The following is a 15923-nucleotide window of genomic DNA, read 5'->3' as shown; positions in this document are numbered from 1 at the left end:
TCAGTAAAAAATGAAAAACAAGAACAAGAACCTGTTGGGCCTGGCTGTATTGGCAGCCGGTATGCTCGGCGCCTCGATGAGCATGGCAGCGACAGACACGTTCAAGGTCGGGATGGAAATCACCTACCCGCCGTTCGAGTCCTATGACAAGGACAAGAACGTGGTGGGCTCGGATCCCGAGCTGGCTGCGGCCCTGGCCAAACACATGAACGCCAAGGCAGAGTTCGTCGACACCAAGTTCCCCAGCCTGATCCTTGGCCTGAACTCCGGCAAATACGACGCGGTGATTTCCGGCATGTACATCACCCCAGAGCGCCAGACCCAGGCCCAGACGATCGCCTATGCCAACACCGGTGCCGCCGTCATGGTGCCCAAGGGCAGCGAGATCAACGCAAAAAAACCTGAAGACCTGTGCGGGTTGAAACTGGGCCTGGAACAAGGCACGACCTGGGTCAAGGAATTCAGGAAGCTGTCCGATGAGTACTGCGTGCCCAACAACAAAGGCGCCATCACCGTCAGCGAGTACCCCTCGGCACCCGAAGTGACCCAGGCCCTGCTGTCCAAAAACATCCAGGCCCAGGTCGAAATCGCCGGCGCGGCAAAAATGATCGCGGAAAAGACCAATGGCCGGGTGGTGATCACCACTGAGCACCCGATCTATCAACAAACCCTGGGCATCTTCGTCAAGAAAGGTAACGACGAAACCTTCCAGGCTGTGCAAAAAGCGTTCGAGGAAACCAAAAAGAGCGGTGAGTACGCCGCTATTCTGAAGAAATATGGCCTGGAAGAACCAACCTCCCACTAAGAACCTGTCCTTGTAGTCTGGTCATCTGCCGCCTCTGCACGGGGGCGGCAGATCGAGGTGCCCCATGCAATTCGATTGGTCGTATTTCTTCTCCCTGTTCTCCCTGCCAGACTTCTGGAATGCCTGCGTCACGGTGGTCCAGCTCAGTGCCCTGGCCTGGTTCATCGGCATGCTGCTGGGCTTTGTCCTGGCCACGGCCAAGCTGTCCCACTCGCCTTTGCTGCGCATTCCCGCAGCGGTCTATATCTGGTTCTTCCGCAGCATCCCGCTGCTGGTGCTGGTGGTCTTCGTCTACAACTTGCCGCAATTGTTTCCTGGCAGCGGACCCATCCTGTCCAATCCTTTCTATTCCGGCTTGCTGGCCCTGGTGGTCACGGAAGCGGCGTACATGGCGGAAATCCACCGCGGTGGACTGATCTCCGTGGCCAAGGGGCAAAAGGAGGCCGGACGCGCGCTGGGTATCGGCCTGTTCGGCATGCAGCGCTTGATCGTGATCCCCCAGGCGTTCCGTATCTCGCTGCCGACCCTGATCAATGAATACATCACGGTGGTCAAGCTGACGTCGCTGGTCTCGGTCATCTCCCTGACCGAAATCCTCACGGTCGGCCAACGCCTCTACGCCACCAACTTCCTGGTCATGGAAACCCTGGCGGCGGTCGGCGTGTACTACGTGTTGATCGTCACCGTGTTCGGCTTTTTCCTGCAGCGCCTGGAGCGCTACCTGGACCTTAACTTCCGCAAGCCGCACACCCTCGATGACGCCGCCGTGGCCAAGTTCAAGGCCTGCGCCGAAGCCTTGCCCGACAGTGCGCGCAAGGCAGCCGGCAATAACACGACGCCTATCCTGCAACTGAAGAACATCCAGAAGAGCTACGGCACGCACAAAGTGCTGCTGGGTATCGATTTGAGTGTCGACTACGGCCAGGTGGTCTCGATCATCGGGCCATCCGGTTCCGGCAAGACGTCGCTGATCCGCACGGTCAACGGCCTGGAAAGCATCGATAGCGGCGACATCTCGTTGTTCGGCGAAACATTCATCGAAGCCTCGGACAAACCCAACAGCGCCCGCCTGCGCAAAGGCGTGCGGCACATCGGCATGGTGTTCCAGAACTTCAACCTGTTCCCGCACCGCACCATTCTCGATAACGTCACCCTGGCACCGCGTTACCACGGCCAGCCGGGCGAGCTGAGTGAACATCGTGCGTATGCGTTGCTGGACAAGGTCGGCCTGCTGGCCCATGCCCACAAGTACCCGCACCAGCTCTCCGGTGGACAGCAACAACGTGTGGCGATCGCCCGGGCCCTGGCCATGGAGCCGCAGATCATGCTGTTCGACGAGCCGACCTCGGCCCTCGACCCTGAACTGGTCAACGACGTGCTGAACGTGATCCGCGACCTGGCCAGGGAAGGCATGACCATGCTGATCGTGACGCACGAAATGGACTTTGCCATGTCGATCTCCGACCGGGTGATCTTCATGGAGAACGGCAATATCCAACTCGATGCCGCACCTGAAACCATCCTGTGCGATGCCCAAGGAGAGAGGGTACGGCGTTTTATGGGAATTGCGGCACGATCGACAAAACCGTCTGCAACGGTGGATCTTGCATGAATAGACAGCCCTTTTCTTGTAATGCTGTTCACTTTAGGTTGGCGCGGCGGCGGGGTTGGATTGGGTGCATATCCATTCCTGCGGTAACGACCACCTAGGGTTCCGCTTTTACAGCGGGTCACTTGGAAAAACGGAACGCCGCCCGGCCTGTAGGAGCGAGCATGCTTGCGATGGTGGTCAACGATGACGCGGGGAGCCTGACACCCCGTGGAGCCCTCAGGTTTTTCGTCGGAACGCCGCCCGGAGCATGCTCGCTCCTACAGGGCACGCCGCGAGGGGCAAGAAAATCAAAAGCAAAAGCAAAAGCGAGGCGGCCTGACAGCCGACCTGGTTGCAGGTGTGTCTGCGATCCCATTGTGGGAGCGAGCCTGCTCCGGGCGGCGTTCCGACGATGGACTTCCAGGCACCGCGTTCATCCAGACGGGGCGCGTTATCGTTAACGTCAATCGCCAGCAGGCTGGCTCCCACAGGGGATTGGGGGTATCCGCAAAGATCAGGTCGGCTATAAGGCCGCCTCGCTTTGTTTTTGGCGCCCCGTTAACCATGTGTCCGGTCCGTACCGGCGCTTGAAAAAGGGAGTCGCCGTAAGGGCAAAACCATAAGTCGCCGTTACCGCAGGAATGGAAACACACCCAATCCAGTTCTTGACTACAACCCCATGCTTGAGTGAACAGTATTGCCCCTTCACCTAAGTTTTTTTCTTACAGGAACACACGCATGAATCTTGGAATAGCAGGACGCTGGGCGCTGGTGTGCGCTGCCAGCAAAGGCCTGGGTAAAGCCTGCGCCCAGGCACTCGTCAGCGAAGGCGTGAACGTGGTGATTACTGCCCGAGGCGAACAGGCGCTGAATGAAACAGCCCGTCAGCTCAGGTCGTTGAATCCTGAAGTGACTGTGATCGCCGTCGCCGGCGACATTGCAACACCTGAGGGACGTGCGGCAGCCCTCGCTGCCCACGGGCATTTCGATATCCTGATCAACAATGCTGGAGGCCCTCCTCCCGGGGATTTCCGCGACTGGAACCGCGATGCCTGGCTCAAGGCGCTGGACGCCAACATGCTGACCCCTATCGAGCTGATCAAGGCAACGGTAGACGCCATGGCGACCCGCGGATTTGGCCGCATCATCAACATCACCTCGAGTGCGGTCAAGTCGCCCATCGAAAGCCTGGGCCTGTCCAACGGCGCACGCAGTGGGCTCACAGGGTTTATCGCAGGGCTTGCCCGGCAGGAAAACCTGGCCAGTCGTAACGTGACGATCAACAACCTGCAACCGGGCTCGTTCGACACCGATCGCCTGCGTGACAACCTGGTCGCCGCCGCGCAGGAACTGGGCCAGGACAGTGAAGCCTTCCTCGACGAATGCCGTCGCGAAATTCCCGCTAAACGCTTCGGCTCACCCGAGGAGTTCGGTTCTCTTTGCGCCTTCGTGTGCAGCAGTCACGCGGGCTACCTGACCGGGCAGAATCTGCTGATTGATGGAGGGGCCATTCGCTCCAGCCAATAAAATGGCAGGCACACTGGCCTGGATGCTTTCGCCCTTCGCTCAGACCCGTCACTACAGCGCAGTTTCGAACTGCGCTTTGTTTTTCTTCAGCCCGTAAATCTTTTCAATGACAAGTGCCTCGCTGGCGCCTGCCTACCATACCTCCAAGGTATCGCTTAGCACCCAAATGATATTAGACCCCACCGGACATCACACTTAGCCTGTGATTCGGCAGGGTCTGCCTGCGCGTAAAAACTATAAAAAATGCCTTACTGATTGGAGCAGTCATGAGCACTCACTATTCAATTCCCGAGCTGATCGATAGCACTCGAGTCAGCTCTTTTCAGTGGCGGGTTTTCGCCCTTTGTTTTTTCGTCGCCATTCTTGATGGATTCGATACCCAAGCCATTGCCTTCACCGGTCCCTCGATCACTGAGGCCTTCGGACTTGGCGCAGGCGCCTTGGCGCCCATCCTGACCGCCGGAATTGTCGGCATGGTGCTCGGCGCCATGGTACTGGGCCTGATGGGCGACAAATTCGGCCGCCGGCCCGCCATTATCGGGTCGGTTGCCTTGTTCGGTTTCGCCTCCCTGGCAACGGCATTTGCCCAGACTACCGAGCAGATCCTGGTCTTGCGCTTTATCGCCGGGCTTGGCATGGGCGGTGCGACACCCGTGGTTCTCTCGCTCGCCGCCGAGTATGGCAGCGCAAGACAACGCGGCACGATCATGACCACGGTCCTGCTCGGTTTACCTGCGGGTGCCATTCTGGGCGGCTTGCTGGCGGCCAGGATGCTGCCCTCGATTGGCTGGCAAGGCATCTTCGCCGTTGGCGGTATCGTGCCGCTGGTACTGGTGGTGGTCTTGATGTTCGCACTGCCGGAGTCGTTGTATTTCCTGACCCGGCAACGGACCCGTGGCAGCGTTGAACAGATCGGGAAAATTGTCGCCAGCATCACCAGGAATCCAACACTCCCGGGCAGCACCTATAGCGTCCCGGAGGCCGATGTAAAAACCAGCGTAACGTCCCTGTTCTCTGCCGGCCTGGCGCGCAATACCTTTGGCATATGGACGGTCTACCTTTTCAACTGGGTGGCATGGTTCATGTTCCTGTCCTGGCTGCCCACTGTTCTCAAAGCAACGGGACTGCCGGCAGAGCAGGCACCCATGGGCACTGTTGCGGTCAACGCCGTGTTTGTCGTGTGTGCCATTCCGCTGTCAATCATCTTGCCGAAAATCAACGTTCGGCTATTGCTGCTGGCCTTGTTTGTCTTTGGTATTGCCCTGTGCCTGGGCTTGGCGAATAGCGGCACCCATTGGGCGCTGGTGTTCACCCTCGCAGGTCTCGCAGGCCTGGGCATTGGTGGGCAGCAAATCGTCTTGAACTACATGGTTGCCCAGGCGTATCCCACCGCATTGCGGGCAACCGCCACCGGCTGGGCGATTGGACTGGGCCGGGTGGGCGCCATCATCGGATCGGCAAGCGGCGGCTGGTTTCTGGAGCACGGAGGTCCTGCCGGTTATTACTCAGCGCTGATCGTGCCGTTGGCGATAGCAGCGGCAGCACTCTTGATCATTCGCACCCAAGCCGATGCACCGGCTAGCCAACCTGTCGCGGCGCATTGAAGGACAAGGACCAACACAATCGCGCCCCAGCGCCATCGCGCGGGGGCGTTCCTTTCATCACCAGGCGATGACGACGCTGACAACCGGGGTGCAGGCGCATGTGCCGTTTGACCTCAACTGCGCATTCGCCTGCAACACTCAGTCAAAACGGAACGAGGCCCCATAAGCCGAAGCCGGCAAATGACTCGAACCGTCGGCGCGCAACCGTGAACGCAAGGTGCCACTTTGCGGCCGGGTGCGGTATAGCCCGCGCTTTTGCAACTCGGGGATGACCAGTTCAACGAAATCCTCAAGGCTGCCGGGACTGATCAGCGGGTTGAGCATGTAGCCGCTGGTGCCGGAGATTCGCGCATGCTCCTCGATGCGCTCGGCCACCTGGTGTGGCGTGCCCACCAGGATAAGATCGCTACCTCGGGTGACCTTTGCAAAACGCTGTTTGACGTCACCCGCGGTCAAGGGTTTACCACTGCCATCAGGGTGCATCACGTAGGAGGTCATGCCCTCGGTGTAGGTGGAAAGTGCCTCACTGTCGGCGTAGCGGCCGATATCGATACCGGTGTCACCCGCATAACTGACCAGCTGTGCCTGCAGGTGATAGTTGCTTTGCAGTTCGTCATATTTGCGCTGGGCTTCGCTTTCTGTCTTCGCCGTGACGATACGCAGCACCGTCAGCGACTTTACATCCTCGCGCTGACGGCCACGTGCCTGGGCCTTGGCCCATATTTCCTCCAGCCCCAGACGAATTTCCTGCGGGTTGGACTTGGCAATGAAGATCAACTCAGCGTGTTTGGCGGCGAAATCACGACCGCGCCCCGACCAGCCCGCCTGAATCAACAAAGGCGTGCGTTGTGGCGATGGCGAGGTCAGGTGCGGCCCGGCCACCCGGTAATGCTCACCCGCATGGTTGATCGCACGCACGCGCTCGCCCCGGGCATAGAGCTGGCGCGCCTTGTCCGCGACCACAGCATCGTCGGCCCAACTGCCCTCCCAGAGTTTGTAGGCCACATCCAGAAACTCTTCGGCGCGCTCATACCGGTCATCGTGCTTGATCATCTGCTCCAGACCGAAGTTGCGGGCGGCGCTGGACAGGTATGAAGTGACGATGTTCCAGCCGACCCGGCCATTGGTGAGGTGATCCAGGGTGCTGAAGCGTCGGGCGTGGGTAAAGGGATGTTCGTAGCTGGTGGTCACGGTAACGCCAAAGGCCAGGTTCTGCGTGACGGCGGCCAACGCCGGGATGATCATCAGCGGGTCATTGGCCGGTGCTTCAACGGCCCATTTCATCGCCGCATCAGCGTTGCCGCCAAACACGTCGTAGAAACCCAGTACATCGCCAAAAAACAGCATGTCGAGGTGCGCCTGGTCAGCAATGCGCGCCAGGTTCGACCAGTAGCCGAGGGAATTGATTGCCAGGCGTTCATCAGCCGGGTGAGTCCAAAGGCTTGGCGCACCGCCACAGCCCACGCTGGCTTGCTCATAGAGCGCAAACAGAAGAGGAGTTGGATCGGACATCGTGGTTCCTGATTGAGTAAGAAACGGGGGCGAAACATCAACGCGGGTTCTTGAAACCTTTGCCGTAGTGGCGTTCAAGGCGGTGCTGGATCAGTTCCAGCCCGATGGACAGCAACCAATAGATGACGGCGGCGGTGGTGAGCATTTCGATGTAGCGATAAGAAGAACGCCCATAGGACTGCGCCAGGAACATGACCTCCCACACACCCATCACTGAGATCAGCGATGAGTCCTTGAGCATTGAAATGAACTGACTGGTTGTCGGCGGGATGATCGTGCGCATCGCTTGCGGCAAAATGATGTGCAAAAAAGTCGCTGCCGGCCTGAGGCCCAACGCCATCGCCGCTTCCCGTTGTCCGGGGGCTACCGCCTGGATACCGGCACGAAAGATCTCGCTGAGGTAAGCCCCGTAATTAAGCGAAAGCGCAATGATCCCCGCACTGATAGCGCCAGGTACGACGCCCAATTGCGGCAAGCCCAGGTAAATCAGCAGGATCTGGATCAGCAGCGGCGTGCCGCGAAAAAAAGAGGCATAGAAACTGGCGATGCCGTAAGCCACTGCGCTGCGTGACAGTCGTGCAAGCGCCGTCACGAAGCCCAGCAGCAAGGACAGGCAGATCGAACACAAGCATAGGAACAACGTCAGCGCGGCGCCTTGCAGGAAACCGTTCGGCCCCAGATGCAGTCCAAGCAGATTCGGCAACTTCTCCAGAATGATCGAGAACTTCAGATCGAAGCTCATGAAAAACATGACGCACAATCCCAACAGCGTCGCCCACGTCAGATACAGGCGCGTGCGAAATCCCGATAACAGGTGAACACGACGCTTCTCGGTTTCGGCGGCCACCGTCGCTTTGGCCGGGTATGGGTTCTGGGCTGTCATTGGCTGATGTCGGCACCGATCCACTTCTGCGAAATGTTGCCCAGCGTTCCGTCAGCCTTCAGTTGGCCAATGACTTCGGTCACCTTGGCGTTCCATTGCGCATCGCCCTTTTCAATCGCCACCACGTTCGGTTCGGCATACAGCGCATCGCCAGCAATCTTGAAGCGAGGGTCCTGGGCGATACGCTCGCGGGCCGTGATCAGGTTGGTGACCATCGCGTCAAGGCGCACGCCTGTACCCAGTGCCAGGTCCTGGAAGGCAACCGTCTCGTTGTCGTACGGCGCCACCTGGACGTTATCGAAAGGAAAACTCAAAGGCTTGTCTTCGGCACCTTCGATCACCAGGTCCTTGTTCAGGTAGGCTTCATAAGTCGAGGCGCTGATCACCCCGATTTTTTTGCCAGACAAATCCTTGCCTGCCGTGATCTTGTTGTCATTTGCATTCACCACGATCACCGCCGGCGACTGGTAATACTCGACAGGGAAATCGAATACTTCGGCGCGGGCCTTGCTCGGGGTCATCGAGCACACGCAGATATCATAACGACCGTTCCAGTGACCGGCGGCGATGACATCCCAGGATGGCGTTTCCAGCTTGAGCTTCACGCCAAGACGTTGGGCAACCGCCTTGGCCACATCCACGTCAAACCCGTCCAACTGGTTTTGCTCGTTGAGAAAAGAGAACGGCGGATAGCTCTCCATCAGGACGCCGGTCAACTCGCCTTTTTGCGTGACGCGATCAAGGATGGCCCCTGCGGACGCTGTTGAGCAGAGAGTCAGCAAGGCCAGGCCAAGGGGTAAAAACGCTTTGCTTTTCAAAGACAAGTACTCCAATCAATCGAAAATAACTGATTAGATTAAAACGCAATATAAAAATCGTTAGTACTTGTTTTATGGAATAACAGGCTCATTTCAAGGTATATCAATCAGCACCGAATACACCGGCGTACGGACTCAAACAGCCGCCACACTCGCGCCATTGCCGCTCACCTCGAACTGCCCCACCAGCTTCTGCAGCTTGTTGGCATTGAGTCGCACCGTTTCGGCACTGTTTTGCAGCACCACCACGGTCTGGCGCATTTGCGTGGAGCAGTGGTCGACCTTCTTGATCGTCTTGCCGTAGTCGAGGCTGCGCGTGTTGAGCTGCTGAATGATCGCAAACATGCTCTCTACCGCCTGATGCAACTGCACGTTTTCCGAAGAGGCATCCTCGGCCAGGCGCAGGCTGTTATCGACGTCCTTGACGCCCTCCTCCATGAAGCTGACGGCTTTTTGCGTTTCGTTCTGCAAGCCTTCGACCATCTGCCGAATGTCATCGGCCGCCCGTGAGGTGCGTGAAGCGAGACTGCGTACCTCGTCGGCGACCACTGCAAAACCTCGCCCATGTTCCCCTGCGCGCGCGGCCTCGATGGCCGCATTGAGCGCCAGCAGATTGGTCTGGTTGGTGATGTCGCTGATCAGGCCGGTGATCTTGCCGATCTGGGTCATCCTGCTGTCGAGCAACTGCACACTCGAAGAAGAACGTTCGACCACATCGCGAATGGATTGCGTGCCTTGCTGCACGGCCAGAAATTGCTCGCGGGCACGGGTGACTACTTCATCCATCGCCTGTTTCATTTGTTCGGCGCTGGCAGAGGCCTGCTGGATCTCGCCCAGTTGGTCTTCGACGATCAGCATCATGCGATGCACCGCTTCGGAGACTTCGCTGGAAGTGTCACTGGCTTGCTGGCTGCGTCCGAGCATCATCTGATTGGTGGTGCCGACGTTGCTGCTGGCCTTCACCACTTGCCCTACCACCGAGTCCAGATGGTCGATGAAACTGTTGATCCAGCGCCCCATGTCGCCCGTCTCATCATTGGCCATGCGCTTGATGTCCAGGCGCTGACGCAGGTTACCCTCGCCTTCGGCAATGGTCCGGATCACGCCTGTCATCTCGTTCAACCTTGTCGCCAGGCGCTTGGGCCCGAGCCGGCTGAACAGGAGCGCGGCGCCAGCCATGCTCAAGACCTCGACGGCATCGATCATGCCCTGGTTCAGGCCACTGTAGTGCTGGACCAGGAAATTACAGGCGAACAGTCCGGTCATGGTCGCGATGTAGGGCTTCATCAAGCCATGGCTGAGCGAGCGCCGGCGGTAAACTTCCTCAAGGTCAGCCTCGCACATCATGCCCCAGCGGTCCGGTGACCCTGGCAACTGGAAGGTAACGCCCTTGCCCACCACTGGAATGTGCCGGTAGTCGGAGTAACCGGGATACGTCACGAAGAGGTTGGAGCCCTTACGGATAGTCTCGCGTACGCCGGGGTGCAGTTGTTGCGTCGCCGGGTCGGTGAAGCGCAGCTCAAGCTCGGTGTGCCGCTGGATCTGCACGGTCTTCCAGGGGGTGTGTACGCCACTCTTCAGATTTTCACCGTGGCTGAAGGTGCCGTCCTCGAAACGTGAACGTGACAATGCGGTACCGGGCTCAATGGCGGGATCGAAACGCGATTGCGCCATGAACAGGTAATTGTCACCCGACTCGGCAAAAATGTGCCCGGCCTCACGCTGGATAAGATCGCCCAACACATCGTTGGGTATGCGGCCGCAGAGGCAGCCCAGGACTTTTCCATCGACCCTCAGGGGCTGATAGAACATCAGCGTGACTTCATCAAAGAAGCGCGAAGACGAGGGGCCGATTTGCAAGGTCAGCGGATCGCTGTAAGGGCCATGCAGGAACGGCGCCTTCAATCCTTGCGCCAATGCGCGGGTGTGCTCCAGCCGAGCTTTGCCGCGCTGGCTCCAGGTTGAAACGATGACACTGCCGCTGGCGTCAACGACAAACAACTCCGAAAAATCCTCCGCCTGGACGAGCTTGTCCACCAACGATGTGCTGTCGAGGCTGGCGAAATCAGCACTCAGGTGTTGCGCCAGTTCCGCCAGGTGCTCCCACTTCTCGCGTGTCCAGTTCTGCAGCAACTGCACCCGGGTTTCAGCGATGGCTTCGAAGGTTTGCTCGATCACCGGATAAGCCGAGCGATTGAGCCAGCATGACCAGCCCATCGTGAGTTTTCCAGTCTTGCCGAACCAGGGTAGCCAGCGTTTTTCGTTGGCGGACAATTGCATGAAATTACTTGATAGCGACATCCAATTTACTCACCGCGACATTCAGATGGCATTTCGATAGCAAATACCAGGCCAGTTCGTGAGCAGGCTAATGAAAGGCGCTGCGGTTGCGCAAATCGATGCCCACGCAAAGCAATGTCTGGTGATGCCCAAGCGTCTCGCGAAAAAGAAAAGCTCTTACAAAAAAGATAGATCTGTCTGAAGGAATCTTCCGAAAAATCAAACAAAAAAACATGAGTCCTTGAAATTTCAAACATCAGAAAATATACATACACCTACACAACACAATCTCAAAATCACAGGGGGATTATGAAAAACGCCATATCACCGACAAGAAGTGAAAACTTTTCCGAATGGTATCAACAAGTCATCATCCAATCTGAACTGGCTGAAAACTCTCCCGTCAGAGGTTGCATGGTCATCCGCCCTTGGGGCTATGGCATATGGGAGCAGATTCAGATCGAGCTTGATCAAAAACTCAAAGACACCGGCCATGTGAACGCCTATTTCCCACTTTTGATCCCATTATCCTTTCTTCAAAAAGAAGCAGAACATGTCGACGGTTTTGCCAAGGAGTGCGCTGTCGTAACCCATCACCGCCTAGAACAGACACCAGATGGAAAACTCACTCCCACTGGCGAACTGGAAGAGCCTTTGATCATCAGGCCAACCAGCGAAACGGTGATCGGGGCCTCCTTTTCACGGTGGGTGCAAAGTTATCGGGATTTGCCGTTACTCATCAACCAGTGGGCTAATGTCCTGCGCTGGGAAATGCGTCCAAGGATCTTCCTGCGCACCTCGGAGTTTCTATGGCAGGAAGGCCACACCGTTCACGCCTCCAGGGAAGAGGCTTTGGACGAGACGCTAAAGATGCTGGATATATATGAGCGGTTTACTGTCGAGCACTTGGCTTTACCAGTGATCAAGGGCGAAAAGTGCTCATGGGAACGTTTCCCGGGCGCCGTCAGCACCTACACCATCGAGGCAATGATGCAGGACGGTAAGGCCTTGCAGGCAGGCACCTCACATTTCCTGGGACAAAATTTTGCCCGGGCATCAGACATTCGCTTTGTTAACAAGGATGGGATAAAAGAACTGGCCTGGACCACTTCGTGGGGCGTTTCAACGCGTTTAATTGGTGCCATGATCATGGCCCATGGTGATGACGATGGACTGGTGATCCCACCGTTGGTTGCACCGACACAGGTCACCATTGTGCCGATCGTACGCACTGAACAAGATGCTGAAGCCATTTATAACTACTGCGATAAATTGCAAAAGAAGCTCTCCCGAAAAACACTGAAGGGGCAAAACCTGCGTGTCAGCGTTGATAAACGGGATATAAATGGCGGCGAAAAAAAGTGGTATCACATCAAGCGCGGCGTACCTGTTCGAGTCGAAGTCGGGATTAAGGAACTGGAACGAAATATGGTCTCTTATGTGTGCAGAGACAACATCAAGAATACATTGAGCGCTGAGTTGGATAGCTTTGTTAAAGAGCTACCAAAAATTCTACAGTCTATTCAGACAGGCATGCTTGAAAGCGCAAGAAAAAAGCTGTCGGACAACACCGAAACAGTTACAACACTGGAAAACTTCAAACAAGCTTTCAAGCGTACGGACAAACTCAATACATTCGTCATTGCGCCTTTCATCGACGACGAGAAAGTTAAAAGAACCATTACTGATCTTGGTGTAACAGTTCGGTGCATCCCACTCGCTCAACCCAAGATCGCGACCGCGTGTTTATTTACAGGTCAAGCCACCCAGTCCTGGGCACTGTATGCGAAGTCATATTGATTTTTTATCAACTTCATTGCGACCGCGCAGTCCCCCGATGTGAAACGCGACATCGACGATCCCCTCAAGCGCTAGTTTGTAGTGCTTCCACCGCTTGTTCATCGGCCAAGCGGTAACCCAGGCACCGGTTTTGGGAGCCGAGAAAAACTCAGCCTCCCTGTCATCAAATGAAAAGAAAGTGTCGTCCGATGCGGGGTCGGCGCTCACGGGATACGCGTAGAACACATCGCGTATTTTTTGATTTACGTGTTCCAGACCATAATAAAAATCCGTATAGGGATCGCATTTTATGCGTGTGAATTTGCCCGTAACCGACCATGAAAGATTATTCCCTGCCGATCAACGCCTGATCTCCACTACCGATCTCGATAGCCGAATCACTTACTGCAACGACGCGTTTGTCGACATCAGCGGTTTCACCTACGACGAACTGGTTGGTCAGACGCATAATCTGGTCCGGCACCCCGACATGCCGCCCGGGGTATTCGTGCATATGTGGCACACCATCAAGCAAGGCAAGCCCTGGATGGGGATTGTGAAAAATCGTGCGAAGAATGGTGATTTCTATTGGGTCAGTGCCTACGTCACGCCCATCTATGAAAACGGCCGCCTGAGCGGTTACGAGTCGGTTCGTTCGGTGCCCAGTCGCGACCAGGTGCGCAGGGCTAGCGCGCTTTATGCAAGGATGCGCGCCGGCAAGCCGATCGTCGCGCTGAGTGCGCGGATTTTCCGGCCGCTGCAACAGGGTTGGCCATTACTGATGGCAACCACGGTTTCACTGCTGGCTGATCAGTGGCTGGAAAAAGCGGCGGCCCAAGGGGTGCTGGTCGTGAGCCTGGGGATTGCCTGGTTTCTGATCGTGTCCCGACAACGCAGCGCCATACAGCGCACCCTGGCCGAGCATCCGAAAGCTTTTGCCGATCGCTTGGTCGCACTCACCTACAGCGATAACCATGGTCCCCAGGGGCAACTGGACATGGCCATGCTCAGTGAGGAAGCCCGCTTGCAGACAGCCTTGAGTCGGCTCGTGGATGCCGGGGTCAGTGTCAAGGCCAAGGCGGCGCAATCATCCGAGTTGTCCGGCTTGCAAGCGCAGGCACTTGACCGCCAGCGCAGCGAAACCGATCAGTCCGCCGCCGCCATCTCACAGATGGCGGCCACCAATCAGCAGGTGACGCAAAACGTCATCAGCACCGCGCATGCCGCCTGCGAGGCGGACCAGTTGACCAGGGATGGCAGCGAATTGGCCGGACAAAGCCTGCGCGCCATGGAGGCCATGAACGCCGCCGTCAACGAAATCGCCCAGGCGGTCAATGCGTTGGCGAGCGAGACGCAGTCGATCGGCAGCGTCGTGGATGTCATCACGTCGATTGCCGAACAGACCAACCTGCTGGCGCTCAATGCGGCGATCGAGGCGGCCCGGGCAGGTGAGCAAGGTCGCGGTTTTGCCGTGGTTGCCGATGAGGTGCGATCCCTGGCCCAACGCACCCGCACCTCCACCGAACAGATCCACGGCATCATCGCTTCCCTGCACATCGGTGCCGATCGCGCAGTCACGACGGCCACCCGGGGTGAGCAGATTTCCCGCGACAGCATGCAGCGTGTCGAGGCGGTGCAGGCCGCCTTGGTCGGTATCAGCCAGGCCGTCAGCCGGATCACCGATATGAGCCAGCAGATGGCGTCGGCGTCGGAAGAGCAAAGTCACGTGACCGAAGATATCAATCAACAGATCACGCGAATTGCTCAATTGTGCGACCACAGTGCGGGGCAGGCCAAGCAAGGCGCGGCCATCAGCCAGGATCTTGAAGGGATGGCCGAGTACCTGCACAGCCTGGCCGAGCGATTTAACCGATAACCTAAAGCTCAGCGACGGGCGGGCTCTGACCGTCGCTGGTGCCCTTGACACGCGTTATGCAAATCCAAGGAACGACAGGACGACCGCGATAACCACCACCAGTCCGACGATGTAGATAATGTTGTTCATCAGTCCACCTCTCAATCTGAACAGGATTGAAAAACGCGGGTGCGATAACGTGCAGCTCATGCACCTTTGCTTGTCACTCCATTCGACAACGCTCAGGGCGCATTGTCCCAATCAGGCGCAGCAGGACCAATGGTCCGCGTTCACCTGACCTATGCTTCTATCCAGCCCACCACTTCGGACATCGCCATGCCTGCCGACGAAACCACGCTCCTCCAGAGCTGGCACCACAATGCCCACGCGTGGATCGAAGCCGTGCGCACCGGCGCCATTGAAAGCCGCCGCAATGTCACTGACCAGGCCATCCTGCTGGCGATAATGGGCCGCCAACCTGCGCGCGTGCTCGACCTCGGTTGTGGCGAGGGCTGGCTGTTGCGTGCATTGGCGGAACGAGGCATCGAGGCCGTCGGCGTGGACGGCGACGCTACGCTGGTCGAGTCAGCGCGCGCGGCCGGCGCCTCAACGGTGTACCTGGCCAGTTATGAAGAGCTGGCGGATTCGAAGGTTTGGATCGGCAGCGACTACGACCTGATCTGCGCCAACTTCGCCTTGCTGCACCAGGACATCATCCCCTTGCTCGCAGCCATGAACGCCCTGCTCGCCCCCGGCGGTGCGCTGGTGATCCAGACGCTGCATCCCTGGACCGTCGCTGCGGGCGACTATCAGGACGGCTGGCGGGAAGAGACTTTTGGCGGATTCGAGGGGCAGTGGCAACCGATGCCGTGGTACTTGCGAACCTTGTCCAGTTGGTTCAATGCGCTGGACATGGCCGGGTTCCGGCTGGCCGGACTGCAGGAGCCACAGCACCCGCAAAGCCCAGCGCCGCAGTCGTTGCTGTTGGTGGCTGAGCGGCGGGATGGTTTTGTTTAGAGGATTTTTCCAGTTTCATCGTGTGGCCGAGCCAGGAGCGCAGGGCCTGCGCATATTTTGACTGGGTGTATGAACTCGCCCCCACTGGGCAGAACATTCAAAAAGCCAATGTAGAGCAAAAGCTATGCGAGGCGGACTGACCTGATCGTTTTCATCCTGTGATGTTCCGCATCACGGTTGCGCACGGCTAAATTAACGCGTCGTCAGCGGAACGCGGAGCGTCCCTGGCGGCATTCCCACGCAGAGCGTGGG

The 15923-nt window shown here is 57.6% G+C and carries 12 protein-coding genes and 1 pseudogene; 8 read left to right on the top strand and 5 right to left on the bottom strand.

The features are described from left to right. The first annotated feature begins 10 nt into the window (after positions 1 to 10). From QLG10_RS12470 to QLG10_RS12455, 5 genes and pseudogenes are all read left to right on the top strand, one after another. A complete protein-coding gene (locus tag QLG10_RS12470; RefSeq protein WP_110747165.1) occupies positions 11 to 805 on the top strand; it encodes an ABC transporter substrate-binding protein in 795 nt (264 codons plus the stop codon). Between the two features lie 64 nt (positions 806 to 869). Next, complete coding sequence (locus QLG10_RS12465) at positions 870 to 2417, top strand: amino acid ABC transporter permease/ATP-binding protein (RefSeq protein ID WP_248677493.1); 1548 nt, start codon at positions 870 to 872, stop codon at positions 2415 to 2417. A 161-nt stretch (positions 2418 to 2578) separates the two neighbouring features. Next, positions 2579 to 2644 (top strand): annotated as a pseudogene (locus QLG10_RS29625) (outer membrane lipoprotein carrier protein LolA); the annotation flags it as partial. Positions 2645 to 3134: 490 nt separating this feature from the next. Next, a complete protein-coding gene (locus tag QLG10_RS12460) occupies positions 3135 to 3923 on the top strand; it encodes an SDR family oxidoreductase (protein WP_282487432.1) in 789 nt (262 codons plus the stop codon). 266 nt (positions 3924 to 4189) lie between these two features. Further along, positions 4190 to 5527, top strand: coding sequence for an MFS transporter (locus tag QLG10_RS12455; protein WP_248677491.1), 1338 nt, complete (start codon positions 4190 to 4192; stop codon positions 5525 to 5527). Between the two features lie 138 nt (positions 5528 to 5665). Here QLG10_RS12455 and QLG10_RS12450 read toward each other — a convergent pair whose 3' ends face one another. The 4 genes from QLG10_RS12450 to QLG10_RS12435 form a co-directional block, all read right to left on the bottom strand. After that, positions 5666 to 7039, bottom strand: coding sequence for an LLM class flavin-dependent oxidoreductase (locus tag QLG10_RS12450; RefSeq protein ID WP_188263896.1), 1374 nt, complete (start codon positions 7037 to 7039; stop codon positions 5666 to 5668). 37 nt (positions 7040 to 7076) lie between these two features. Continuing rightward, a complete protein-coding gene (locus QLG10_RS12445; protein ID WP_083349115.1) occupies positions 7077 to 7922 on the bottom strand; it encodes an amino acid ABC transporter permease in 846 nt (281 codons plus the stop codon). Next, positions 7919 to 8740, bottom strand: a complete 822-nt coding sequence (locus tag QLG10_RS12440) for a transporter substrate-binding domain-containing protein (RefSeq protein WP_282487431.1) — start codon at positions 8738 to 8740, stop codon at positions 7919 to 7921. Before QLG10_RS12440 ends, QLG10_RS12445 begins: the two co-directional genes overlap by 4 nt. 135 nt (positions 8741 to 8875) lie before the next feature. Then, positions 8876 to 11041 carry a methyl-accepting chemotaxis protein gene (locus QLG10_RS12435; protein WP_282487430.1) on the bottom strand — a complete coding sequence of 722 codons (2166 nt, stop codon included), beginning with the start codon at positions 11039 to 11041 and terminating at the stop codon, positions 8876 to 8878. A 288-nt stretch (positions 11042 to 11329) separates the two neighbouring features. Between QLG10_RS12435 and proS the strand changes: the two genes are divergently transcribed. Continuing rightward, positions 11330 to 12820: a proline--tRNA ligase gene (proS, locus tag QLG10_RS12430; RefSeq protein WP_282487429.1), complete on the top strand. Its 1491-nt coding sequence runs from the start codon at positions 11330 to 11332 to the stop codon at positions 12818 to 12820. On the opposite strand, the gene QLG10_RS12425 is transcribed toward proS, so the two are convergent. Next, entirely contained in the window at positions 12812 to 13027 is a 216-nt protein-coding gene (locus QLG10_RS12425) for a hypothetical protein (protein ID WP_282487428.1), read from the bottom strand. The genes proS and QLG10_RS12425 overlap by 9 nt on opposite strands. Before the next feature lie 82 nt (positions 13028 to 13109). Here QLG10_RS12425 and QLG10_RS12420 point away from each other — a divergent pair, with 82 nt between their 5' ends. Further along, entirely contained in the window at positions 13110 to 14675 is a 1566-nt protein-coding gene (locus tag QLG10_RS12420) for a PAS domain-containing methyl-accepting chemotaxis protein (RefSeq protein ID WP_188263899.1), read from the top strand. A gap of 315 nt (positions 14676 to 14990) precedes the next feature. After that, the gene (locus tag QLG10_RS12415; protein WP_282487472.1) at positions 14991 to 15671 is read left to right on the top strand and encodes a class I SAM-dependent methyltransferase; all 681 of its coding nucleotides are present in this window, start codon (positions 14991 to 14993) and stop codon (positions 15669 to 15671) included. Positions 15672 to 15923: the final 252 nt, after the last annotated feature.

This window comes from Pseudomonas sp. V98_8 (genome assembly GCF_029967975.1).
Classification (GTDB): domain Bacteria; phylum Pseudomonadota; class Gammaproteobacteria; order Pseudomonadales; family Pseudomonadaceae; genus Aquipseudomonas; species Aquipseudomonas umsongensis.
This window is presented reverse-complemented; position numbering and strand designations above follow the sequence as displayed.